Origin of the sequence: Shewanella sp. H8, from assembly GCF_040285065.1 — a bacterium.
Lineage (GTDB): Bacteria > Pseudomonadota > Gammaproteobacteria > Enterobacterales > Shewanellaceae > Shewanella > Shewanella polaris.
On sequence record NZ_CP157213.1, the window covers coordinates 2936199 to 2958880 of the forward strand.

Consider the following 22682-nt stretch of genomic DNA (forward strand, 5'->3'; position numbering starts at 1 on the left):
TTAATCCTCTTAAAATTTATATTGCGCGTATATCTTCAATTTGACTTCCGGTCAAACCAAAACGGCGCTGCCGACTGGCAAAAATGGCAATAGCATCACGAAACGCTAGCTCATCAAAATCAGGCCATAAGGTGTCAGTAAACACCAACTCGGCATAAGCGGCCTGCCATAAAACAAAATTACTAATGCGGCAATCACCGCCTGTTCTTATCATTAAATCAACTTCGCTCTGATTTTGCATGCACAAATGTTCATTTAATGCCTCTTCAGTCATCTGACTGCTGTTGATTTCACCACTTTCAACTTTTTTGGCTAATTTTTGTGCAGCCTGCAAGATATCCCAACGGCCACCATAGTTAGCTGCCACATTTAATATCAAACCAGTATTGTTTATTGTTTTCTCTTGAGCAGCAGCAATCTGCTTTTGTAAACGCGTCGAAAATCGACTGGTATCACCAATAATATTGAGTTTAACTTGGTTTTTATTAAGCAGTTTTAATTCACGTTGTAACACGGTAAAAAACAGCTCCATTAACAAGCTGACTTCTTTATCTGGTCGGCGCCAGTTTTCACTAGAAAATGCAAACAGAGTTAATGATTCAATGCCAAGTTGAGTCGCAGTACTTACCGCACGGCGAACCGCTTTAACACCTGCTTTATGGCCAAACACTCGAGCTTTACCCTGCAGTTGTGCCCAACGGCCATTACCATCCATAATAATCGCAACATGCTTGGGCAGAGATTGTTTTACCACATCAGATAATTGTTCCGGCAACAATTGCGAAGTCATTTGCTCCGAATCGGCTTTGGGGTCTGATTCAAACTCAACTGTAGATGACATCTACGACAATCCTTTATAAAAACAAACGCCGTGTAGTATACCCTTACACGGCGTGTTAACTCTAGCGTCTAAGATGACAGATTATACTTCCATCAACTCTTTTTCTTTTGCAATGAGAATTTGATCGATACTCTTGATAGATGAATCAGTGTACTTTTGTACTTCATCTTCACTACGACGTACATCATCTTCAGTACATTCTTTGGCTTTTTCAAGCTTCTTAACTTCGCTAATAACATCACGACGAACGTTACGAATGGCAATACGACCGTTTTCTGCTTCATTACGAACGACTTTAATAAAGTCCTTACGACGCTCTTCAGTTAACGAAGGTAACGGAATACGCAATGTCGCGCCAGCAGTCATAGGGTTTAAGCCAAGATCAGAACTCATGATGGCCTTTTCTACCGCTTGAACCATAGTTCTATCAAACACGTTTACAGTAAGTGTACGAGAATCTTCAACACCAACGTTTGCCACTTGCTTAAGCGGTGACATAGTACCGTAACAAGCAACTTGAATAGAATCTAATAAACTTGGATGAGCACGACCAGTGCGAACTTTCGCCATTTGGTTTTTAGTCGAGTCAACACATTTACCCATGCGCTCTTGCGCATCCAACATAATAGTATCAATCACAATAATTTCCTTTTTGTCACAAATTCACGTTTGTTTGAGCATTAGCCTAAGAATGACACATGCAATAAAACCGCTCAAACAGTTAAATTATATAATGTAAATATATTTTATGTCTGTGATTAAGCAGGTTGTTTACTGCTAATAATCGTACCTTCTTCCTCACCCATGATTACACGACGAAGTGCACCAGGTTTGTTCATATTGAACACAAGGATAGGTATATTATGATCACGCGCCATGGTAAATGCAGCAAGGTCCATTACTTTTAATTCTGATTCAAGGACTTCTGCATAGGTTAGCGTGTCATATTTAACAGCTTCAGGGTCTTTCATTGGGTCAGCAGAATAGACGCCGTCTACTTTGGTGCCTTTTAATACCACTTCAGCTTCAATTTCGATACCGCGTAAACAAGCTGCAGAATCGGTTGTGCAAAAAGGATTACCCGTACCCGCAGCAAAAATGACTACACGGCCAGATTTCAATAAGCTAATTGCTTCAGCCCAATTATAGTCGTCACACACGCCTTTAAGCGGTATAGCTGACATTAGACGAGCATTAACATATGCTCGGTGTAAGGCATCACGCATGGCTAAGCCATTCATTACGGTTGCTAACATACCCATGTGATCGCCCACCACGCGGTTCATGCCTGCTTTTGCTAAGCCTTCACCACGGAACAGATTACCACCACCAATGACCACACCAACTTGAATACCGAGTTCAACAAGCTCTTTTACTTCTTGTGCCATACGATCAAGTACTTTTGCGTCAATGCCGAAGCCTTCTTGACCCATTAATGCTTCACCGCTTAATTTAAGCAGAATACGTCTAAACGCTGGTTTTGGATTGGTACTCATAATTCTCATCCTGATCATAACAAAACCGCAGCGGTTGCTGCGGTCTTAGGGTATTTAGATAAAAGCGATTACGCTTTTTTAGTAGCAGCGATTTGCGCCGCGACTTCAGCAGCAAAATCTTCTGCTTTCTTCTCGATACCTTCACCTACTTCTAAACGAATGAAGTTGGTTACTTTAGCGCCTTTCTCTTTAAGAACAACGCCAACAGTTTTCTTAGGTTCCATGATGTAAGCTTGACCAGTAAGAGATATCTCACCAGTGAACTTCTTCATACGACCAATAACCATCTTCTCAGCGATTTCAGCAGGCTTGCCTTCATTCATCGCGATTTCGATTTGCAGCGCTTGCTCTTTTGCAACAAGATCAGCAGGCACATCTTCAGGGTTAACAAACTCTGGCTTAGAAGCAGCAACGTGCATTGCAATGTGCTTTAGGGTTTCTTCGTCAGCTTCGCCCGCAACAACAACACCAATACGATCACCGTGACGGTAAGACGCTAGGTTTGCACCATCGATATACTCAACGCGACGAATATTGATGTTTTCACCAATTTTAGTCACAAGTGCAACACGAGTTTCTTCAAACTGTGCTTTTAAGTCTTCAATAGTGATTTTAGATGCTGCAGCAACATCTAGCACTGCGTTAGCAAATGCTAAGAAGTTTGAATCTTTAGCAACGAAATCAGTTTGACAGTTAACTTCTAATAGTGCAGCGAAACCGTCGCCATTCTTGATTAGAATAGTACCGTCAGCAGCGATGTTACCTGCTTTTTTGGCAGCCTTTGCAGCACCGCTCTTACGCATGTTATCAATCGCTAGTTCGATGTCACCGTCAGTTTCAGTCAGTGCATTCTTACAGTCCATCATGCCAGCGCCAGTGCGGTCACGAAGTTCTTTAACTTGGGCAGCAGTAATTGCCATTGTTAAATCCTCTATTTTAATTCGTCTAATTTTGCATTTATAAAACAGGGGCCCAAGGGCCCCTGTTCACCAATTATCTTATTGGCAAATAAGGGGGGATGCTAAGCATCACGCCTTATTAAACAGCTTCTACGAAACCGTCTTGCTCAGCTTGAACAGCTAAATCTTGACCACGGCCAGCGTTAGCAGCTGCAGCAACAGAAGAAGTGTACAAACGAATAGCACGCATCGCATCGTCGTTACCAGGAACGATGTAGTTCACACCGTCTGGAGCAGAGTTAGTATCAACAACTGCAACAACTGGGATACCTAGGTTGTTTGCTTCTTTAATAGCGATATGCTCATGGTCAGCACCGATAACGAATAATACGTCAGGTAAACCGCCCATGTTCTTGATTCCGCCTAGAGACTTTTCTAACTTGTCTAATTCGCGTGAACGCATTAACGCTTCTTTCTTAGTAAGCTTGTCGAAAGTACCGTCTACAGACTGGCTTTCTAGCTCTTTAAGACGCTTGATTGACTGACGAACAGTTTTCCAGTTGGTTAACATGCCGCCTAACCAACGGTGATCAACATAGTACTGATCACAAGAAAGTGCAGATGCTTTAATCGCTTCGCCAGCAGCGCGCTTAGTACCTACGAATAAAACTTTACCTTTCTTAGAAGCAATGTTGCTAATGAAAGCTAACGCTTCGTTGAACATTGGTACAGTGTGCTCAAGGTTGATAATGTGTACACCATTACGAGCACCGAAGATGAAAGGCTTCATCTTAGGATTCCAGTAACGAGTTTGGTGACCGAAGTGAACACCAGCTTGAAGCATGTCGCGCATTGAAACAGTAGTCATTGTATATACCTTTATGTATGTAAGGGGTTAGACCTCCACGCATCCCATGTTTCGACCCTCTAACTTCAATAAGAATTAGAAAGCACCCCGAAAAATGTGTCGATACGTGTGTGATTTAGTATTTAAGTTAATTGCCATGTATAATGACCGTCATCTTTTACGGTTTGCCGAACTTTATGTGAATTCTGCTTATAAAAGCAACAATACGCATCTCGTTAACTCGAACCGTACAACAACAATCTTATACATAACGGCGCGCTTTATACCATAAACGGCATGTAAATACAAATTTTTGCCGTAAATTCCTTGGGTAAAACATGCCTATTTTGACCGCCAAAAGATAGAGAGTTTTCATGAGCATTGTCATCAAAAAAGCAGACGAAATAGAAAAAATGCGAGTAGCAGGTAAATTAGCCGCTAAAGTATTGGAAGTAGTAGCCCCTCACGTTAAAGCGGGGGTCACAACAGATGAATTAAACGACATTTGTGCCAAGTATACCGAAGAGCAAGGTGCCATTTCTGCGCCACTCAATTATCACGGATTTCCGAAGTCTATATGTACTTCAGTTAACGAAGTGGTCTGTCATGGTATTCCTTGTGATTACGCCTTAAAAGAAGGCGATATGATCAATCTAGATATTACGGTGATTAAAGACGGTTATCATGGTGATACTTCAAAAATGTTTTTAATCGGTGAAGTATCAGCTAAAGATAAACGTTTGAGCCGCATTGCCCAAGAAAGTCTATATTTAGCGATTCGAAAAGTGCGTCCTGGTTTAAAATTAGGCGAAATTGGCACTACAATCGAAAAATTTATCAAAACCAGCAAAACAGGGCTTGATAAGTACTCAATCGTGCAAGATTATTGTGGTCACGGTATTGGAACAGGCTTCCATGAAGAACCTCAAGTTGTTCATTATAAAAACAATGACAAAACCGTGCTAAGACCAGGCATGTGCTTTACGATTGAACCTATGATCAATGCAGGTCGTCATACTACTGTTTTGGATAAAAACGATAATTGGACTGTTAGCACATCTGATGGTAAAAATTCAGCACAGTGGGAACACACCTTGTTAGTTACTGAAACGGGTGTAGAAATATTAACGTTACGTGAGGAAGAAGATTTTCCTCGCATCATTAATCACTAGATATAATTAGTAAGGACATCAATGAATACTGCGCTGGACGCCAAAAATGCATTAATTGACTTAAACCAGCGCTTAGTTGAGCAATACACTGCAAAACATCCAATTGCTGATATTGTTAAACATCGTAGTCAATTTGTTGATTCCTTGCTAACACAAACTTGGCAAAATTTTGGCCTCAACAATGGCCATCTTACCTTAGTTGCCGTTGGCGGTTATGGTCGAGGTGAGCTGCACCCACATTCAGATATTGACTTACTGTTTTTGGTTGACGATGAACCATTATCAGCTGAAACTGAAACTCAGTTGAGTCAATTTATTACCTACCTGTGGGATACGGGGCTTGAAATAGGCCATAGTGTTCGCACCATCGCCCAAACCATTGAGCAAGGTAAAGCCGACATCACCATTGCCACCAATCTGATTGAAGCCAGACTACTTACCGGCAGTGAATTTCTATTTGATGTGCTATACGATGCCATTCGCCAACAAGACTTTTGGCCCTCTTACGACTTTTATAACGCAAAAAAAGACGAGCAAACCGCTCGTCACAGCAAAGCCAGCGCCTTTGACTTAGAACCTAATATTAAAACCTGCCCTGGTGGATTGCGCGATATTCAAACGATTGCTTGGGTAGCAATGCGCCATTTTGATGCCGCAACCTTAGAAGAACTCGTCGAACATGACTTTTTGTCACCAGCAGAATTAGATGAGCTCATTGAATGCCAAAATTTTCTTTGGGAAATCCGCTTTGCATTGCACATCACAGCTAACCGCAACGAAAACCGTTTGTTGTTCGATTTACAACGGCAAATCGCTAGTTTATTAGGTTATGAAGATGCCACCCAGTTAGCCGTTGAACAAATGATGAAGCGTTACTATCGCACGGTCCGCCGCGTGATGGAGCTTAACCAAATGTTACTGCAATTGTTTAAGCGCGCGACATTAGGTCACACTCAAGCATTAGAAATACAGCCTATCAGTGATATTTATCAACGTCGTGGACGTTATATTGAAGTGTTAGATAATGATGTGTTTAGCCTTCATAATGAGGAAATATTACGCTTATTCTTATTAGTAGCAAAAAACTCTAATATTCAAGGGATATATGCCCCAACGCTAAGGTTGTTGCGTAATGCCCGCAGAGCACTAACCTCTCCGTTACAAGACAATCCAGCCTGTCGTAAGGTCTTTATGGAGATCCTAAAACATCCTCGGGGTATTGCTGCATTATCTTTGATGCACCAACACGGTATTTTATCGTCGTACTTACCTGCTTGGCGTAAGATTGAAGGCCAAATGCAGTTTGACTTATTTCATGCCTATACCGTTGATGAACACACCCATCGATTGCTGCTCAATATTGAGCGTTTTTCACAAGCCGAGCAAAAAGATGAATTCCCACTGGGAGCCATCTTAATAAATCAATTGCCTAAAAAAGGCTTATTGGTATTGGGAGCGATTTTTCATGATATCGCTAAAGGACGTGGCGGCGATCATAGTAAACTAGGTTCAAAAGATGCCATCGATTTTTGCAAATTGCATGGTATGAATGATCATGACGGTCGTTTAGTGGCTTGGTTAGTTGAAAATCACTTAGTGATGTCAGTCACCGCCCAACGCAGAGATATTTCAGATCCAGAAGTAATCGCACTGTTTGCTGAAAAAGTACATGATGCCGCCCACTTGAGTTATTTATATTGCCTCACGGTTGCTGACATTTGTGCCACTAATGAAAAAACGTGGAACAACTGGAAAGGCTCACTATTACGAGATTTGTATTTTTCAACCCAACGAGTATTGGCTCGGGGCAAAGAAAAGCCTATCGATGTCAAAGCACGAGTTAAAGAGATCCAGGCTAAAGCTAAAAAAGAGCTGATTAGACGTGGATTAAAAGAAAAAGACATGGATGCACTCTGGTCTAGGTTCAAATCTGACTATTTTTTACGTCACCAGCCAACTCAAGTTGCTTGGCACGCTGAAGCCATTTTAAAACATCATCACGATGAGCCATTAGTATTAATGTCTAAAAATACCACTCGAGGTGGTACTGAACTGTTTATCTATAGCAAAGATAAACCTAAACTGTTTGCAACCGTAATGACGGTGTTAGATAACAAAAACATTAATGTGCATGATGCTAATATCATGACATCAAAAGATAACTATGCACTCGACACCTTTGTTATTCTAGAACAAGATGGTGAACCCATCATTCAACTATCACGCATTCAAAGTATCCGTAAGGCATTAGAAAAAGCCTTAGCCACAGAAAAACCTAAATTACCAAAGTTTAGGAAATTAGCGCGGATCATGAAACCTTTTAATGTTGCGACTCATGTGAGTTTCTTACCTAGTACTCGTCATGGTACAAGTATGATGGAACTAACCACCTTAGACACCCCTGGCTTATTAGCCAAAGTGGGTGACACGCTTTATCGTTGCAACGTAACACTATTGGCCGCCAAAATTACCACTATTGGTGAACGTGCAGAAGATTTTTTTATATTACAAAGCCAAAGTGGTACGGCCTTAGATGAGCCCCAGCAACAGCAACTATCTGACGCGCTAACACTCGCGTTAAAATCATCTAACTAATTTAAACAATAAATTTACGTAATCATTTAATATCAGGAGAAAACAATGGAGGCTTTACGTCAACGCATTGAAGCTGCATTCGAAACACGTCAAGACATCTCACCTGCAAGCGTAGAACCAAGTGTTCGCGCTGATGTGGAAACCGTGATCAATATGCTTGATAAAGGCCAAGCACGAGTTGCTGAAAAAATTGACGGTGAATGGCATGTTCACCAGTGGCTAAAAAAAGCCGTTCTACTGTCTTTCCGCATTTTTGATAATGGCGTGATTGAAGGTGGAGACACCAAGTATTTCGATAAAGTCCCACAGAAATTCAGCAACTATGATGAAGCTCGCTTTAAAGCAGAAGGCATTCGAGTGGTACCACCTGCAACGGTCCGTAAAGGTTCATTTATCGGTAAAAACACCGTATTGATGCCATCTTACGTTAATTTAGGCGCTTATGTTGATGAAGGTACTATGGTTGATACATGGGCAACTGTGGGGTCATGTGCACAGATAGGTAAAAACGTACACTTGTCTGGCGGTGTAGGCATTGGCGGCGTATTAGAGCCTTTACAAGCTGGCCCTACCATTATTGAAGACAACTGCTTTATTGGTGCTCGCAGCGAGATCGTTGAAGGTGTTGTCGTTGAAGAAGGCAGCGTAATTTCAATGGGCGTCTACATTGGACAAAGCACACGTATTTTTGATCGCGAAACCGGTGAAGTGCATTACGGTCGTGTTCCAGCGGGTTCAGTTGTAGTGTCTGGTAACCTACCATCTGCTTGTGGCAAATACAGTTTATATGCTGCGATTATTGTTAAAAAGGTTGACGCAAAAACCCGAGGTAAAGTGGGCATTAATGAACTGTTGCGTATCGTTGATTAATTTTATAATCCGACGGTAAAAGTAATAAAAAAGGCTCTTTGGAGCCTTTTTTATTACCATAAGCATTATGAATTTATGAGTATAATAATCAATCGGAACAGCATCATATTAGTAACCTCACAATGGCATTATCTATTAAGCAATGCTGCGGCTAAAATCCGCCATGTCAACATACCAACGACTTGTTGCTTGTCATTATGAACAATCAAATAGCTAGCATTAGTTTTTTCCATCATCAATTTGGCATCATGCAAAATGGTATGATCGATAATCATATTCATTTTATGCACCATCACTTGATGCACTCGTTTATTAAGTAAACTTCTATCCACCGCACGCTCTGCTGCAGTATCTAAAAAAGGGCTGTGCCAAAAAGCTAAAACATTACTATCGATCACGCCAATTGGGGTACGTTCTTTTTCCGATAATACTACGGCTACATCCATTTTAGCTTTTTTAATCATGGACTCAGCGTGTTCAAGAGTATGAAATTCTTCAAGAAAAACCACAGGTGCTAGTGGCAAGCCACTGACATATTGCTCTTCTTTAAAATCTTCAACGGCCAAAATTTCAAGACAAGTATCAACAATAACTTCATCGAACACTTTACCTCTACCCTTAAGTAACTCTTGAGTTAACACCTCCATGCCTAGAGATGGGCGATACGGTCGATGACTTAGAATAGAATCTGCAACGTCGGCTACAGCAATTATTTTAGCTTCAAGTATGATGTCGTCAGCTTTTAATCCTTTGGGATAACCAGAGCCATCTAGGCGTTCATGATGCTGAAGGATCATTTGCTTGATAGGCCAAGGAAACTCCACTTCATCAACGATTAATGCACCTTGTTCTGGATGCTGTTTAATGAGACCAAACTCTGCGTCACTTAACCGCGATGGCTTAGATAAAATTTCGCTTGGAATAGCCAGTTTGCCAATATCGTGGATCAATGACCCCAGTTTTAATCCTTCCAAAACCCCGGGGGTTAAGCCCATTTTTTCACCAATAAGATAACTTAACTGTGCGACTGACTTTTGATGTCCTGCTGTGTAAGCATCTTTGAGCTCAAGCGCTTCTGAAATAGCGCCGATCAGCTGCACTAGAATCGAGGTCATCTTTTCTTTTTGCATTTTAATAATGTTCGACTGCCTTGACACAGCCTTCATGGTACGAGGCAGTTCGACACTGTGCCACAAAATAGTTGCAAAAATGCTTAACGATTTGGCATCCACTTGAGTATAGGGTTTGTCTCTATTACCAACGCCAATAATACCCACAATTTTTTTACGATAATGAATAGGAATACACAGGTGATTTTTAAAAGCGAAAAAACCATCCTCTTGCGTTTTATTTTCAATCAGTTCAGTCAAATCGTTATGAATAACCGCTTTACGAGTCTTAATAGTTTCTGTCCAAATACCAGAATCAGCTTGATAAGTTTGTTGCTTAGAGATAGTAAAGTAATCTTCTACATCATCATTCCAAGCTGTTTTAGTTATTTGGTTATTCTTTTCATCGAAAATATGTACATAACCCACTTTTGATTGAGTTAACGACAGGCCTTGTTTTATTGCGGTAGTAAAAACCACATCACCACTCGCATTAATCACTTCTTCAATTTGATTAAGCCAATCATCACTAGACTGAATCGCCTGATGATAATCAGGGTGTAACTCTGTTAACCAAGCTTTATCTAACTCTATTTCAATGACCGTAATACACCAGGTTTCATCACTTTCTTCTATGGGGATTAAAGTAGCTTGTAATGCATGGCCTTTATCATCAACAAAATTGATAACATGGTGAGTTTGGCGTTGGTTAAAATCAATATGGTCTATTTTAAGAGCAGAAAATGAATTTAAAAGCGGTTGTTTCAAAATAGTAACGATGGGTTTTTTTATCAATTTATACAGTGACTCACTCAGCTTAATTAATTCAAGCTTGTTATTAACAATTCCCCAGCAAAGCCCAACTGTATTAGGTAAGTCTGATGGTTTTAAGAAAAAATTACTTTTTTGTAACATCCTATCCTCACTCTTTACCTACACATATTGAAAATATTAATACCGATGATATCGTAACCAGAATTATTATAATCTTTTACTTGCTACCATCGCTTACTCGCACTTAATCAACTTCATTGATGTTTAAAAGATAGCATCATCGAATTTAAATACCATGATGCATCTATTAAATGTACTTTAAAATACAACCGTTTTATTTCCGTACACCACAACTTGCTCATTTAGCACTAATTGCAATGCTTTACTTAATACGCTTTTTTCTACATCTCGGCCATTATGGGCTAACTCTGCGGCACTAAAACTGTGATCAACCGAGATAACGTCTTGTTTAATAATAGGTCCCTCATCAAGATTATTATTAACAAAATGCGCCGTTGCACCAATAATTTTAACACCGCGATCCCATGCTTGCTTATACGGTGAAGCACCAATAAAAGCAGGTAAAAATGAATGATGAATATTAATAATTTTATCTGCAAATGCAGTCACAAATTCTGGTGTGAGTACTCGCATATATTTTGCTAGTACCACAAAATTGGGATCATATGGCTTAATCACTTTAAGCATAGCTTGTTCATGCTCTTGGCGACTTAACCCTTCATGACTGACAAAATGAAATGGAATATCAAACTTTTCAGTTAATGGCTGCAAAACATCGTAATTACCTACTACAGCTGCAATTTCAACATCTAAACCACCATAATAGGACTTCATTAAAATATCACCCAAGCAATGAGCTTCTTTTGTCACCATGATCACGATACGTTTTTTACCCATATCGACTAGTTTCATATGATTTTTTGCAGGTAACACATCACGAAGTTCACTCAACAAACGTTCATCATCAAATTGCCCCTCAAGTTCAGCACGCATAAAAAAGCGTCCTTGAGCATGGTCAACAAATTCGGTATTTTTAATAATATTGAGCTGATTGGCAAAACATACGCCGGTAATTTTTGCTATTAACCCTTTAGCATCGACACAATCGGTAATTAATACTTTGCGTTGTAGTTGGCTTGGATCGGTTTTTATGGATTGATGACTCACGCTTACGACTCCTCTTTAACGACTATGTATGAGTGTGCCATTGAAAAGGAAATTTAGGTGATGTTTTTTAATGATAAATACTCATAAATGCTAAAAAACATTCAATTTAAGCACAAAAGCTTAAAAACAGAGTAGATACGAAAAAAGGGTATATGTTTCATCGTTAAAATGAGTTTAAAAAAATAGATTTTCGAATTATAGCAATAAGTAACACCGAGTTAATCAATGCTGTTATCGACGTGAATCGAGGTACTTTTGCAGTAATTTACGCAAACTTTCGGCTTTAGTACCATAGACGACTTGCACCCCTTTCCCCATTACCACAACACCTTTGGCCCCCAAACGCATCAACCGAGCTTTATCAATTAAATTAGCTTGGTTAACACTAATTCGTAAACGGGTTAAACAGGCATTAATTTCAATAATATTGTCACGCCCACCTAAAGCCGCAATCATCGCACGCAGGCTTTCTTTAGGCTCAGCAGGTAAATCTGTTTGCTCTATTCGACCAGGAGTTTTCAAATTGAACGCTAAAATGCTAGCCCTGAAAATAGCATAATAAATTAATCCAGTAAGTGGCCCAAGTATCCAAATCCACTGAGTATTTTCTGAACGTGAAAACAGTAATGTGAAATCAACTAAGCCATGTGAAAAGACAATACTATGGTGAATACCAAGCAAAATACACACGCTATAAGCTATTCCTGTCAACAAGGCATGCACGATAAATAGAATCGGAGCAACAAACATAAATGCGAATTCAATGGGCTCTGTAACCCCCGTTAACCAACTTGCCGTAGCCGCAGATAACATAATTCCTGCTACCCTGTTACGTTCGGGTTTATCTGCGCAACGCCATATTGCCAGTGCAGCGGCAGGTAACCCCCACATTTTGATTAAGTATCCCCCTGCGAGATTTCCCGCCAACGGATCGCCGGCTAAATAACGTGCCACTTCTCCTCTGACCACTGTACCTTGATTAATATACTGCCCCACTTCCAAATAAACTGGGGCATTCCAAATATGATGCAAACCTAGCGGAATGAGTAAACGCTCAACAGTACCGTACACCCCAAAGGCGATAGCGGGATCTTGATAAACAGACCAATCAGAAAGGTGCTCAATAACAGTCGATAAGGGAGGCCAAACATGTACTAATAGATAGGCCAATACCATAGACAGGGGGATAACAATAATAGGGGCACTGCGGCGACCTTCAAAAAATGAAAATATAGCAGGTAGTTTTACATGATGACTGAGATTAACAGCTAAACAAGTGATAGCGCCGACTAACATACCACCAGCGATACCAGTATCAATGGTTTGCATGCCCCATAATGGTCGCGATACGAGGCCATAAATATTTGTCAGGGCCCCCATAGTGGATAAAAACACCCCAAAACCAAATACTGCGGAAAACGCCGCAATCCCTTGATCACGACAAAAACCAATGGCTACAGCAACACTAAACAACAAAGGCATCATAGTAAAAACTAGATTACCTACCGCTGACAGCACAGTATTTAATTCAGTTGGAATAAATGGCAACGGATTAACCGTTATTCCCAACATCAACCCTGCAGCAGGTAAAATAGCAATAGGAATTAGCAACGCCTGACTTAGACGCTGGGCAAATTTAAACCACTGTTGTGTAAAAAGGCTTACGCTACGCTTACCGATGTGACGGCGTTGTGCCAACTGGCTATCCATGTTTTAGCTTCTATTTCCGGTTCCATTGTTTCACAGGCATCAATTTCTAATCGCTCAGTAAGCGGCTTTGCGCCAAGCTCAGCTAGCAACTCATCAAACTTTTTTATCGCTCCACAAAAGGTTTCATAACTTGAATCACCTAGCCCTATTAAGCTGTATTGCAATGCTGGTAAATAAGGTGCTGCGGATTTAAGTTCATTAAACCACGGAGCAATATCTTCAGGTATATCTCCGTGTCCCGTGGTTGATGACACTATAATTAAAAATTCGTCTTGAGGAGGTACAAAATCTAATAATTCATTAGGTTGCCAAAGCTTAGTTGTAAAACCTAATTTTGCAATCGCCTTAGTCACTGTTTCTGCAGTAAATTGAGCGCTACCATAAACGGTACCAAAAACAACATTGACCTTTTTCATGGTATACTTTCCCCTTAATTGTAATACGATATAAAATACCTTGAGTCTTAGTAACTTACCTTACTGTATTCCTTGAGTCTCTCGCAAGTATCTTTTATGGTGTGATTAAAGTTGATATGACCAACCCTAGTTGGCTCAATGTGAAATAGCGCAATAACGGAACCATGACCATGCGACAAGTGAGCAGAAAGCGGAAACTCAAACTACAACATAAATTCGCCCATATACGCCGCAACTACTACTTCCGTATAGAACAAAAGCAGCAGAAACTCATACCCAAAATCCCTGAGTTTGAAAAGCTTAAAGCTTTACTTGCTGACCATATGGACTAACTTAATAGCATGCTTGGCTCAGATGATAACTGATCATCATCCCAACCGAATTCCTTGAAAATAGTTAACCACTCTAACTCAAGCTCAGTTTCTATGTGCATCGGTTGTTGCGTTACCGGATGTATAAACTGCAGACTTTTTGCAATCAACCACAAACGATTAATCGCAAAATGTTCACGGAAAAATTTATTTTGCTTGCCGTCACCATGCGTGGTATCTCCAACGATTGGATGACGCAAATGTGCCATATGACGACGTAATTGATGTTTTCTCCCAGTATGAGGGCTTAATTTTATCAATCCATAACGGCTAGAAGGATAGCGGCCTGAACTAAATGGTATTTCTGTATTCAACAACGGCTGATACTCTGTCACGGCTTCTTGAGCAGCTTTGTTGGGATCAACATGCTTATCACCTAAATCATCAAACTCTTGTTTTAGGGCATAATCTAAAGTGCCAGATTCATGCATATTGCCACGAACTATCGCTAAATAATGCTTCTTAATACTGTGATTGGCAAATTGCTCACATAACATTCGAGCCACTTCACTGGATTTAGCAAACAGCAGCACGCCAGATGTAGGTCGATCAAGACGATGCACAGGAAAGACATGACAACCCACCAAATCTCGAGTCATCTGCATAGCAAAAAAACGCTCTCTACGGGCTAAATAACTGTGATGAACTAATAAACCTGCAGGCTTGTGAATAGCAACGATATGCTCGTCTTCAAATAGTATGTCGATATGGGGAGGGTGTAAATCATCGTCTAATTCGGTATCTGTAGTAGAGGGCATGTCAATGTCTTCTGAGCTTATTGGCTCACATAAGTCATCGTTATCTAATGAGTATTCAGCATCGTTATCTTTTGAGATCATGTTTATCACTTTACTTATTTTGTATTGGCTAAATCTATATTGGTTTAGTTTATAGGCACTTAATTTATATAGACTTAATTTATATAGATTTCATTTTTATAGTATTTATTGGTATTAATGTCATCAAGTGGCGCGGCAGTACTCTTAACGCTGACTAAGCTCAGCATCAAATTGCTGCAACTGAGCAACCATAATGGTGCCATGGGGCATACTTTGCCAAACATGTTCTGCCATAGGAGCCAAGGCCATATTGGTCGGCAAAGGTTGTCGTAGCACTACAAGCTCAGTCATCTTGGGAATAAAAATAAATTGTAACCATTGCTCAAATGCCATTACATCACAGCAAAATGGCGCAGTACTGACCATCGCAGTTTCAGGAAGTGGTGTTTCAGACCAAAGATCATAGGCCTTAAGCAATTGTTCTAATTTAATTAAATGATTTTTGCTGGTTAAATAAAGCATAAAAATGAACGACAATATCAAGGCTAAGTCCGAATATGATATCATTTAGCGGATTGAATACCCATCCAACTTCTTTGATTTAGTGACAACACAATGACCGAGATAACCACCTTAAGCCAGTTTCTGACGACCGCTAATACTCAATTCCAAATATACGATTTAGGTCGCCGGGTGCAACATATCGATATGTTAGCATTTCAGAAAATCGACTCTTTACTGGCACCATACCCTTATCCAATTCAAGGCCATGCACAGTTTGCTATTGTATTTTGGCAGCAACAACAATTACCGTATATTTGGTTTGTAAAATTACCTTTAGATGAACAAGGTTTGTTATCACCTGCGCCGCGAACTCAATTTATTAAGATGATTTTAGAAGCCCTCGGTCGTAATCCAACCCAAACATTAACCGATGAACAGCAAGAGCAATTAGCCAATCATCCTTTTAGTTTTAAACCTAATCAACATAAATTGGCATTATTTAATGCACTAGTTAGGCTTCAACTTGGCCAACCGGCATCGAGTCAATATGAATTTGCGGCACAGTATTTATCAGGTCAAGCAACACCAGACACGTGGCCACAGCTTGGTTTGCAGGGATTAGCTGATATTTGTGTTCGCGCAGATCAATTTAACCATCTTGATGACATCACCAACGCGCTTAATAACGCGCCAATAGAAGTACAAGCTGCACTTTGCCAATGTTTAGAACATATTAATGTCGATAAACGTCTCGCTAAACAGTTATTCGAAAAATTAAATCAAGCCGAAGACCATCTAAAAGTAATGTATTTAGCGGCATTGGCGTCAGATGTTCAATACAGTATGAAAGCGATTAATCATCTCAATGAGCAACAACTTTTAGATGATAATAAGCTCATCACCATTGCTGCACGTAATTGGTTAGCCTTAAAAGATGACCTAACCCGCAAAGGTTATTTAGAAGCATTAGCAAAACAACCTCAGCACTTCTTTAATCAAGTATTTGCTGATATTGTGGCAATACCTAGCTTGCGATCAGGATTATTAGCCGACTTAAGGCATCCTGACAGAAGTGTTCAATTAGCAACCGCGATTGGCGGATTATTTAGAGCAACCAGCCTATGATGAGTGATTTTTTATTAATTGTTGCTTTAGTCGTGATAGCGGCCTTTTTTTGGCAACTGCGACAAATGGCAGAGTCAAGCCGAACCCTTGCAGAGCAAGCCTGTAAAAAACAGAATGTACAATTACTTGCCATTGCAATGGAATCAGCTCGCCCAAGTGTTGGCGGCAATGCGGGTATCTGTTGGAAAGCCACCTTTATGTTCGAATTTAGCACTGATGGTATCAACCAATATCGAGGCCATATTTTCATGCATGGTAATCGAGTCACAAAAATTGATTGGCCAATATTCCCCGAACCAGAATGGATGGATGCCCCAATGGCCAGCGGTAAATTTGGTGGGTGTGGTAGCAGTAAAAGCTGTGATTCAGGTAAATGCCACTAATACCCTCCTTTATTAGTCGATGTTGAATCCAAAAAAACGCTATTTTTCAAAAAATAGCGTTTTTTATTGCCACACAATGCAATTAAGTTTGTGGATTGTTGAGGATTTTATAATCGCTGTAGGTAACAGTTTGAACACTGTCGAGTGACTTAAAAATTGCTGCTGTACCCATTATAGTGGTTGATGTATGAGCTGGCATCACTAATCCCTCAAACACATCAAAACTTAACTCTAATTCAAATTTAGTTAAAGTAACTGAAAACGCAGGATTTAACTCGTCAGTATTTCTGATGAGAATTTTACGTAAATGCTTGGATGTTTTATCCAAATAAAGCACGCCTGCTAATACGTTATTGTCTAACTCATCAATATTGGGTGTAAACGTAAATGACATATTATTGTCATCCTCACCGACAAAAACCAATGTCGACAAATCAATTAAATCAGAAAACGCTAATTCATAGCTAGTTTCGTCTTTATCTTGATGCAAATCTTGTTGACGTTCTCGGTATTCAGTTAAGCGTTTTTTACCAGGAGTATCACCATTTTCAGACACCAAACTCCAACGTTCAGTTTCAGGTAAGGATGCATTGAATTGTTCAATACGTGTCATGTCTGGCATCACTGTTTGCTGTGAATACTGCCAAAGCACCTTGGTACCGTCATTATTACTATTGAGATCGCTGAACGCTTGATCAACCCATTGTTGTTGCTCTTCGCTCACGACTGCATTGGCGTTATAGCAAACGAATGAAAAACCAACCAATAGTGCAACTTTAAACCCTTTCATGCTATCTCCTTATACAATGGTGAGTTAGATATTGTGTACTTTAATGAGGTACTTTAATGAAGTACTCAAACCCTGCACATAGGCACTTTACAATTTGACAACATAACCACCATTAGTTCCGCCGATACTGAAAAAAAGCCAAAAGAAAGGCCACGACAGTAAATGCCGTGGCCTCTTTGTTTCTTGTTAAGCTTTCCTGCTATAACTGTGCTCCCTGCACCATCCATGCGTATCGCTTGCGTCCTGCTCTATCCTTGCTCAATCCTTGATGTTCCATGTACATAAAGTACTTTCCTTCTTACTCGATTATCCTTTTACCGAGCCTGCTCTATCCTGAGCGTGTCCTTATATCATCCATGAAATTCTTACTTTATCCTGTCGCAAATCATTTGCGTAGAATCTTGCATCCATTGCACACTATCATCCTGATAATGTTATTAAACTCACTTAATCCGCTATTGCGTCCATTGAGCAAGTCTACTGTTTCATCCTGAAACTCAAAATCGTCCATTACGTCCATATACTCATGGTCTTCTAGACCTTTTTACTACCTTGTAATATTCCCGTCCTAGGAACAAACAAATAATAATTCATTTACCGTAACGTAAACAGATACCTCAAAATGATTAAAGTCTCTCACAGATACCAAAATAATAAATATTAAATATAATCAACAACTTAAATTTAAACCAGAAATATCAACCATCAAATACGTGATTTGTCTCACACGATTTGTGCGATATATCTCACAAAGCAACAAGCAAAATAGGTAAACATTAAGTTAACTGTTAGCATTTACATAACATTATCATTATCGCTACAGTTAGAAATAGGCTCAAACTATAATTTGGTTAGGATTTGGTTCAGTGGAAATACATCAATATGAGAATAATTAAGCTCAGAGCAAAACAGAAAGCTGGAGAGGAGCCACACAAATGAGTTTTAGTTAAGTTAGTAATAAACTAAAAACATCAGCAGTTAAACATTTAACAACAATTTAGGTATTGTTGTTTTAATGACTCACATGTTTACAAAAAGCTTGAAAACAACATTATATTTAAAATCGTTAGAATGACGGCAATCGATAACAATAGCAGATTCATTAATGTTGAATTTTTGTGTTTACCCATCACTTTTTTAGATGACGTCAAATAAATTTGCAAAAAAACGGTAATGGGTAATTGAATACTTAATATCATTTGCGAGATGATCAGACCTTTAAATGGGTCTGAAATCAAAAAAATAATCAACGTTGAAATGACTAATATCCCGGCTACCCCAATTTTAGTATGTGTGTTTTTGATGTTATAAGGTTCTTTAAATAGTCCAGCATAAACGGAGCCACCAGCCATACCGGCGGTAATCGTTGAGGAAATTCCCGCAAACAATAAAGCAATGCCGAAAACAAGAGCAGCCTTTGAACCAAGCATTGGCGCTAAAAGATGTTGTGCCTGCTCTAACTCGGTAACAACTATCTTTTTATCAAAAAACGCAGCCGCCGCAAGTATAATCATTGCACTATTAATAGCCCATCCAATAATCATCGATACTAACGTGTCGGTAAATTCATACCTTAATTGCTTTTTAATAACGGCTTCATCTTCGTTGTTCCATTGCCGACTTTGAATGATTTCTGAATGCAGAAATAAATTATGTGGCATCACAACTGCGCCCAATACAGCCATTACAATCACCATAGAACCATTAGGAATACTGACAGTTACCCAACTTGTTAGCGCTTCTGGCCAGTTAATGCTGACAATGCTCATTTCGTATAAAAAAGAAAAACCAATTATCGAAACAAAACCGATTATCAGTTTTTCAAGCTTGGTGTAAGTGTTTGTGAAGAGCAATACAATAACAATAGCGAGAACAATGACAGAGCCAACGACTATTGGTATATCAAAAAGAAGTTTTAGTGCAATTGCACCGCCGAGAATCTCAGCTAACCCAGTCGATATAACCGCGAAAATGCTGGTCAAAAGGATAACTCTAGCTAGATGAATATTTACGTTTTTCATCGCTGATTCGGCTAAGCAATCCCCAGTGACAATGCCAAGATGAGCAACATTGTGCTGTAGTATAATCAACATCAAAGTCGATAATGTCACCATCCACAAAAGTGTGTAGCCAAACATTGATCCAGCGGCAATATTTGAAGCCCAATTACCAGGATCAATAAAACCTACGGTGACCAGCAACCCCGGTCCCATATACTTCAGTACTTCACTAAACCCATGATTATGTTTGCTTTTGTATTCAGGATGCAGTGTAAACAATGACTTGATTTTCATGAAGATTCTGGCTGGCCGTGTAATTACTCATTTGAATTAGACTAAACATTTATCTATTCACTCGCTGGAGGTTGATAGATAGACATCATATTATCCTTGGTTTAAAACCTTATACATTTATTTGATTAACGGTACGCCGTAGGAATAGCATTTAAGTATTTGATAACAATTATAGAAGTAGCAACGTCACACGCTGAAATCCTATTTTATATCATTATTTTAGGCAATAATATCGGTAAATAAACTGAGTAGCATACGCTTAACTGATGACAATAGTTCCGTGTAAAAAAGCTATTACAAATGCCCTAAACCAGTTAAATAACCTAGAACAATAACAAATAATACCCCTCGAACGAGTAGAAAAACAATAATTCCTGATGATAATCCGTGAAAAAATTCTAAGCTAATGAATACCTATCCACATTTAAAATAATAAAAATTTGAATTCATAAAGTGGGTACATAAGAGATTTATATAAATAATTTAAAAAGTAAAATTTTGAACGGTGTTATCAGTACGTTTGTTTCTAAACGGTACATTGCCACTTTAAACAAAAATAATTTTGATCATAAAGCGAGGCTTAAAACATGAGGGAACAACGCAAGCTAGGTATCAGCCAAATTGTTATGTTGTGAATAGTATTTCACATAACCCAGCCTCAAAAAACATCCATGTTTGGCCAGAAAGCAAAAGGGCACAACCTTACATAATAAGGTTGTGCCCACTGGCACTTTTGTCAGCAATCCTGCTGATATATTGCTCCCTGCGTCATCCATGTACACCAGCTTCCTGCCGTCCTTTTCCCTGTGCTCATTTCCTTGTGTTTTTAATGTGGCTTACCATTTAAAAATACTTATGAGTGTCATTCCATTGAACAGTCGCTCCATCAACTGAGGGGTAAATCTGTTCAATCCGTTGAACCATCCATGCTGCATCCGGCAGTCCTATCCATATATCCTTGTGTCGACAAATTATCGTCTTCACCCATCCTTGATTCGGCTATCCATTTGCCGAGCTTATGCACTATTTCCTTGAGCGTGTCCTAGTATCATCCTTGATATTCTTAAGCATCATTAGTCTTATTTCTAATCCTAAGAAAACCAACTAATGACCCGCTTTCGATAACAATATAGTAACCTAAAAATGTAATCTTAAAAGTCAGCCAATGTGCTTGAAACAAATATTTAGTTTTAAAAAAAACTAAAATAAACCTAATATACTGATTGTAATGAATTTAAAATAAATCGCGATGCCAAACACTGACAACTTAAGATAAAATACCTTACATGCTTGTAAGATATGTCTTACACCAATGTGAGCAAGTTAATCCTACAGCTTTACTTTCGCCATAAACGCATTAGCATTTGGCCAAACATAACCCAATCAGCCCACAAGCTGTATAACGGATAAGTGAATGTTGCAGGCCGATTTTTTTCAAACATAAAATGCCCTAGCCATGCAAAACCATATCCGACTACAGGTAACCACAGCAACTGCCACCAATGGTGGTTAATCAGGGTATTAACCACAATCACCAAAATAATAGTACTGCCAATATAATGTAGCCTTCTACAAACGGGATCTTGATGCTGAGACAGATAAAATGGATAAAACTCTGCAAATGAAGCGAAACGTTTAGGTTCCATTAACTTACTCCTTTATTTGTACCGTTGACCTTTCGAACAAGATGTATACCAAACGTTTTCAATTACAGTATTCAAGCTAGCGCTTTGTTACATAACACTTCAGTGAAACAACCATTCATTACCGCAGAAAGAATCCACAGTTCCATTCAGCTGAACATACGTGTTAGCTTATTCTAGCGTTGCCTTGTACCTTACTGTAAAACAAAATTTCACCGTCAACGTTACCGATACTGACACTAGCAATATTAGTAAATCCTTGTTGTATAAATGCTTGATGATGCAATGGATTACTTACAAACACCCCTATTCCATCAAGTCCTGGTTGTTCATCACACCAACTCAATACCGCTTGAATTAATTTGGCACCATAACCTTTTTTTTGCTCATTAGGTGATAGAGCAATAAATTGTAAAACCCCACATTTTTGAGATGGTAGATGCTCTACGATACACGTTTCCTTGTCCATTAAACCTTGAGTAGATTTCCATCCTGTACCCAGCATCATTTTCAAACGCCAATGCCAATAACGTCCTTCACCCAAAGGCACTTGCTGAGTAATAACACACACAACACCAATTAAACGGTCGCCATCAAATAGACCAATCAAGGGTTGTTCTTGTTGCCATAATTCATTTAATTCTTCGCGAATAGCGGCTCGTAGTTTCTGTTCATATTGTTGCTTGTCATCTTGGCCAAGCACTTCCATAAAATATGGGTCGTCATGATAAGCATTGTAAAGAATAGAAGCCGCAACGCGTAAATCTTCAGCCGTTAAGTAAACTGCACGTATGGTTTCCAAGGTGTTATTGTCCATTATTATTCCTTGTTTTTTGACTCTATAAACTTAACTTAACAAGTTTGAAACAATCTACA

20 protein-coding genes are annotated in these 22682 nt (G+C 39.3%); 5 read left to right on the forward strand and 15 right to left on the reverse strand.

The genetic code is table 11. The features are described 5' to 3' along the window. Positions 1-16: 16 nt before the first annotated feature. The 5 genes from uppS to rpsB all read right to left on the reverse strand — a co-directional run bounded on the left by uppS (position 17) and on the right by rpsB (position 4104). Positions 17-841: a polyprenyl diphosphate synthase gene (uppS, locus tag ABIS04_RS12720; RefSeq protein WP_137226560.1), complete on the reverse strand. Its 825-nt coding sequence runs from the start codon at positions 839-841 to the stop codon at positions 17-19. Between the two features lie 81 nt (positions 842-922). Next, entirely contained in the window at positions 923-1465 is a 543-nt protein-coding gene (gene frr / locus ABIS04_RS12725) for a ribosome recycling factor (protein ID WP_371833640.1), read from the reverse strand. A 134-nt stretch (positions 1466-1599) separates the two neighbouring features. Continuing rightward, positions 1600-2337 (reverse strand): UMP kinase, encoded by a 738-nt coding sequence (pyrH, locus tag ABIS04_RS12730; RefSeq protein WP_137226558.1) that lies wholly within the window; start codon positions 2335-2337, stop codon positions 1600-1602. Positions 2338-2405: 68 nt separating this feature from the next. Further along, on the reverse strand, positions 2406-3257 hold the full coding sequence (tsf, locus tag ABIS04_RS12735; RefSeq protein ID WP_137226557.1) for a translation elongation factor Ts: 852 nt from the start codon (positions 3255-3257) through the stop codon (positions 2406-2408). Between the two features lie 118 nt (positions 3258-3375). After that, positions 3376-4104 carry a 30S ribosomal protein S2 gene (gene rpsB / locus ABIS04_RS12740; protein ID WP_011636744.1) on the reverse strand — a complete coding sequence of 243 codons (729 nt, stop codon included), beginning with the start codon at positions 4102-4104 and terminating at the stop codon, positions 3376-3378. A 353-nt stretch (positions 4105-4457) separates the two neighbouring features. On the opposite strand from rpsB, the gene map reads away from it, so the two are divergent. From map to dapD, 3 genes are read left to right on the forward strand one after another with little or no spacing between them, the layout of a single operon-like run. Next, positions 4458-5255 (forward strand): type I methionyl aminopeptidase, encoded by a 798-nt coding sequence (map, locus tag ABIS04_RS12745; protein ID WP_137226556.1) that lies wholly within the window; start codon positions 4458-4460, stop codon positions 5253-5255. 21 nt (positions 5256-5276) lie between these two features. Then, positions 5277-7850 carry a bifunctional uridylyltransferase/uridylyl-removing protein GlnD gene (glnD, locus tag ABIS04_RS12750; protein ID WP_350431297.1) on the forward strand — a complete coding sequence of 858 codons (2574 nt, stop codon included), beginning with the start codon at positions 5277-5279 and terminating at the stop codon, positions 7848-7850. Between the two features lie 45 nt (positions 7851-7895). Beyond that, positions 7896-8720, forward strand: a complete 825-nt coding sequence (gene dapD / locus ABIS04_RS12755; protein WP_140234621.1) for a 2,3,4,5-tetrahydropyridine-2,6-dicarboxylate N-succinyltransferase — start codon at positions 7896-7898, stop codon at positions 8718-8720. A gap of 128 nt (positions 8721-8848) precedes the next feature. Here the strand turns inward: dapD and ABIS04_RS12760 are convergent, their stop codons facing one another. The 6 genes from ABIS04_RS12760 to ABIS04_RS12785 all read right to left on the reverse strand — a co-directional run bounded on the left by ABIS04_RS12760 (position 8849) and on the right by ABIS04_RS12785 (position 15634). Next, positions 8849-10744, reverse strand: coding sequence for an HD domain-containing phosphohydrolase (locus ABIS04_RS12760; RefSeq protein ID WP_350431298.1), 1896 nt, complete (start codon positions 10742-10744; stop codon positions 8849-8851). Positions 10745-10921: 177 nt separating this feature from the next. Next, positions 10922-11791, reverse strand: a complete 870-nt coding sequence (gene purU / locus ABIS04_RS12765; protein ID WP_350431299.1) for a formyltetrahydrofolate deformylase — start codon at positions 11789-11791, stop codon at positions 10922-10924. A gap of 231 nt (positions 11792-12022) precedes the next feature. Beyond that, positions 12023-13501 (reverse strand): PTS transporter subunit EIIC, encoded by a 1479-nt coding sequence (locus ABIS04_RS12770; protein ID WP_140234624.1) that lies wholly within the window; start codon positions 13499-13501, stop codon positions 12023-12025. After that, positions 13453-13917, reverse strand: coding sequence for a flavodoxin (locus ABIS04_RS12775; protein WP_137226550.1), 465 nt, complete (start codon positions 13915-13917; stop codon positions 13453-13455). Before ABIS04_RS12775 ends, ABIS04_RS12770 begins: the two co-directional genes overlap by 49 nt. Positions 13918-14245: 328 nt before the next feature. Next, the gene (gene truC, locus ABIS04_RS12780; RefSeq protein WP_350433437.1) at positions 14246-15046 is read right to left on the reverse strand and encodes a tRNA pseudouridine(65) synthase TruC; all 801 of its coding nucleotides are present in this window, start codon (positions 15044-15046) and stop codon (positions 14246-14248) included. 225 nt (positions 15047-15271) lie between these two features. Continuing rightward, entirely contained in the window at positions 15272-15634 is a 363-nt protein-coding gene (locus tag ABIS04_RS12785) for a YqcC family protein (RefSeq protein ID WP_350431300.1), read from the reverse strand. A 48-nt stretch (positions 15635-15682) separates the two neighbouring features. On the opposite strand from ABIS04_RS12785, the gene ABIS04_RS12790 reads away from it, so the two are divergent. Then, a complete protein-coding gene (locus tag ABIS04_RS12790) occupies positions 15683-16696 on the forward strand; it encodes a DUF3549 family protein (RefSeq protein WP_350431301.1) in 1014 nt (337 codons plus the stop codon). After that, positions 16693-17079, forward strand: a complete 387-nt coding sequence (locus ABIS04_RS12795) for a DUF3301 domain-containing protein (protein ID WP_137226546.1) — start codon at positions 16693-16695, stop codon at positions 17077-17079. Before ABIS04_RS12790 ends, ABIS04_RS12795 begins: the two co-directional genes overlap by 4 nt. Positions 17080-17161: 82 nt before the next feature. Here ABIS04_RS12795 and ABIS04_RS12800 read toward each other — a convergent pair whose 3' ends face one another. From ABIS04_RS12800 to ABIS04_RS12815, 4 genes are all read right to left on the reverse strand, one after another. Continuing rightward, complete coding sequence (locus ABIS04_RS12800) at positions 17162-17869, reverse strand: hypothetical protein (RefSeq protein WP_350431302.1); 708 nt, start codon at positions 17867-17869, stop codon at positions 17162-17164. 1028 nt (positions 17870-18897) lie between these two features. Next, on the reverse strand, positions 18898-20163 hold the full coding sequence (locus tag ABIS04_RS12805; protein ID WP_350431303.1) for an Nramp family divalent metal transporter: 1266 nt from the start codon (positions 20161-20163) through the stop codon (positions 18898-18900). 1337 nt (positions 20164-21500) lie between these two features. Next, complete coding sequence (locus ABIS04_RS12810) at positions 21501-21809, reverse strand: DUF962 domain-containing protein (protein WP_137226543.1); 309 nt, start codon at positions 21807-21809, stop codon at positions 21501-21503. 163 nt (positions 21810-21972) lie between these two features. After that, on the reverse strand, positions 21973-22623 hold the full coding sequence (locus tag ABIS04_RS12815) for a GNAT family N-acetyltransferase (protein ID WP_350431304.1): 651 nt from the start codon (positions 22621-22623) through the stop codon (positions 21973-21975). Positions 22624-22682 lie beyond the last annotated feature (59 nt).

Bases quoted from the DNA above. Each gene is read 5' to 3' on its own strand.
- uppS (WP_137226560.1), bottom strand. From the start codon at position 841: ATGTCATCTACAGTTGAGTTTGAATCAGACCCCAAAGCCGATTCGGAG.
- frr (WP_371833640.1), bottom strand. From the start codon at position 1,465: ATGTTGGATGCGCAAGAGCGCATGGGTAAATGTGTTGACTCGACTAAA.
- pyrH (WP_137226558.1), bottom strand. From the start codon at position 2,337: ATGAGTACCAATCCAAAACCAGCGTTTAGACGTATTCTGCTTAAATTA.
- tsf (WP_137226557.1), bottom strand. From the start codon at position 3,257: ATGGCAATTACTGCTGCCCAAGTTAAAGAACTTCGTGACCGCACTGGC.
- rpsB (WP_011636744.1), bottom strand. From the start codon at position 4,104: ATGACTACTGTTTCAATGCGCGACATGCTTCAAGCTGGTGTTCACTTC.
- map (WP_137226556.1), top strand. From the start codon at position 4,458: ATGAGCATTGTCATCAAAAAAGCAGACGAAATAGAAAAAATGCGAGTA.
- glnD (WP_350431297.1), top strand. From the start codon at position 5,277: ATGAATACTGCGCTGGACGCCAAAAATGCATTAATTGACTTAAACCAG.
- dapD (WP_140234621.1), top strand. From the start codon at position 7,896: ATGGAGGCTTTACGTCAACGCATTGAAGCTGCATTCGAAACACGTCAA.
- ABIS04_RS12760 (WP_350431298.1), bottom strand. From the start codon at position 10,744: ATGTTACAAAAAAGTAATTTTTTCTTAAAACCATCAGACTTACCTAAT.
- ABIS04_RS12770 (WP_140234624.1), bottom strand. From the start codon at position 13,501: ATGGATAGCCAGTTGGCACAACGCCGTCACATCGGTAAGCGTAGCGTA.
- ABIS04_RS12775 (WP_137226550.1), bottom strand. From the start codon at position 13,917: ATGAAAAAGGTCAATGTTGTTTTTGGTACCGTTTATGGTAGCGCTCAA.
- truC (WP_350433437.1), bottom strand. From the start codon at position 15,046: ATGCCCTCTACTACAGATACCGAATTAGACGATGATTTACACCCTCCC.
- ABIS04_RS12785 (WP_350431300.1), bottom strand. From the start codon at position 15,634: ATGATATCATATTCGGACTTAGCCTTGATATTGTCGTTCATTTTTATG.
- ABIS04_RS12790 (WP_350431301.1), top strand. From the start codon at position 15,683: ATGACCGAGATAACCACCTTAAGCCAGTTTCTGACGACCGCTAATACT.
- ABIS04_RS12795 (WP_137226546.1), top strand. From the start codon at position 16,693: ATGATGAGTGATTTTTTATTAATTGTTGCTTTAGTCGTGATAGCGGCC.
- ABIS04_RS12800 (WP_350431302.1), bottom strand. From the start codon at position 17,869: ATGAAAGGGTTTAAAGTTGCACTATTGGTTGGTTTTTCATTCGTTTGC.
- ABIS04_RS12805 (WP_350431303.1), bottom strand. From the start codon at position 20,163: ATGAAAATCAAGTCATTGTTTACACTGCATCCTGAATACAAAAGCAAA.
- ABIS04_RS12810 (WP_137226543.1), bottom strand. From the start codon at position 21,809: ATGGAACCTAAACGTTTCGCTTCATTTGCAGAGTTTTATCCATTTTAT.
- ABIS04_RS12815 (WP_350431304.1), bottom strand. From the start codon at position 22,623: ATGGACAATAACACCTTGGAAACCATACGTGCAGTTTACTTAACGGCT.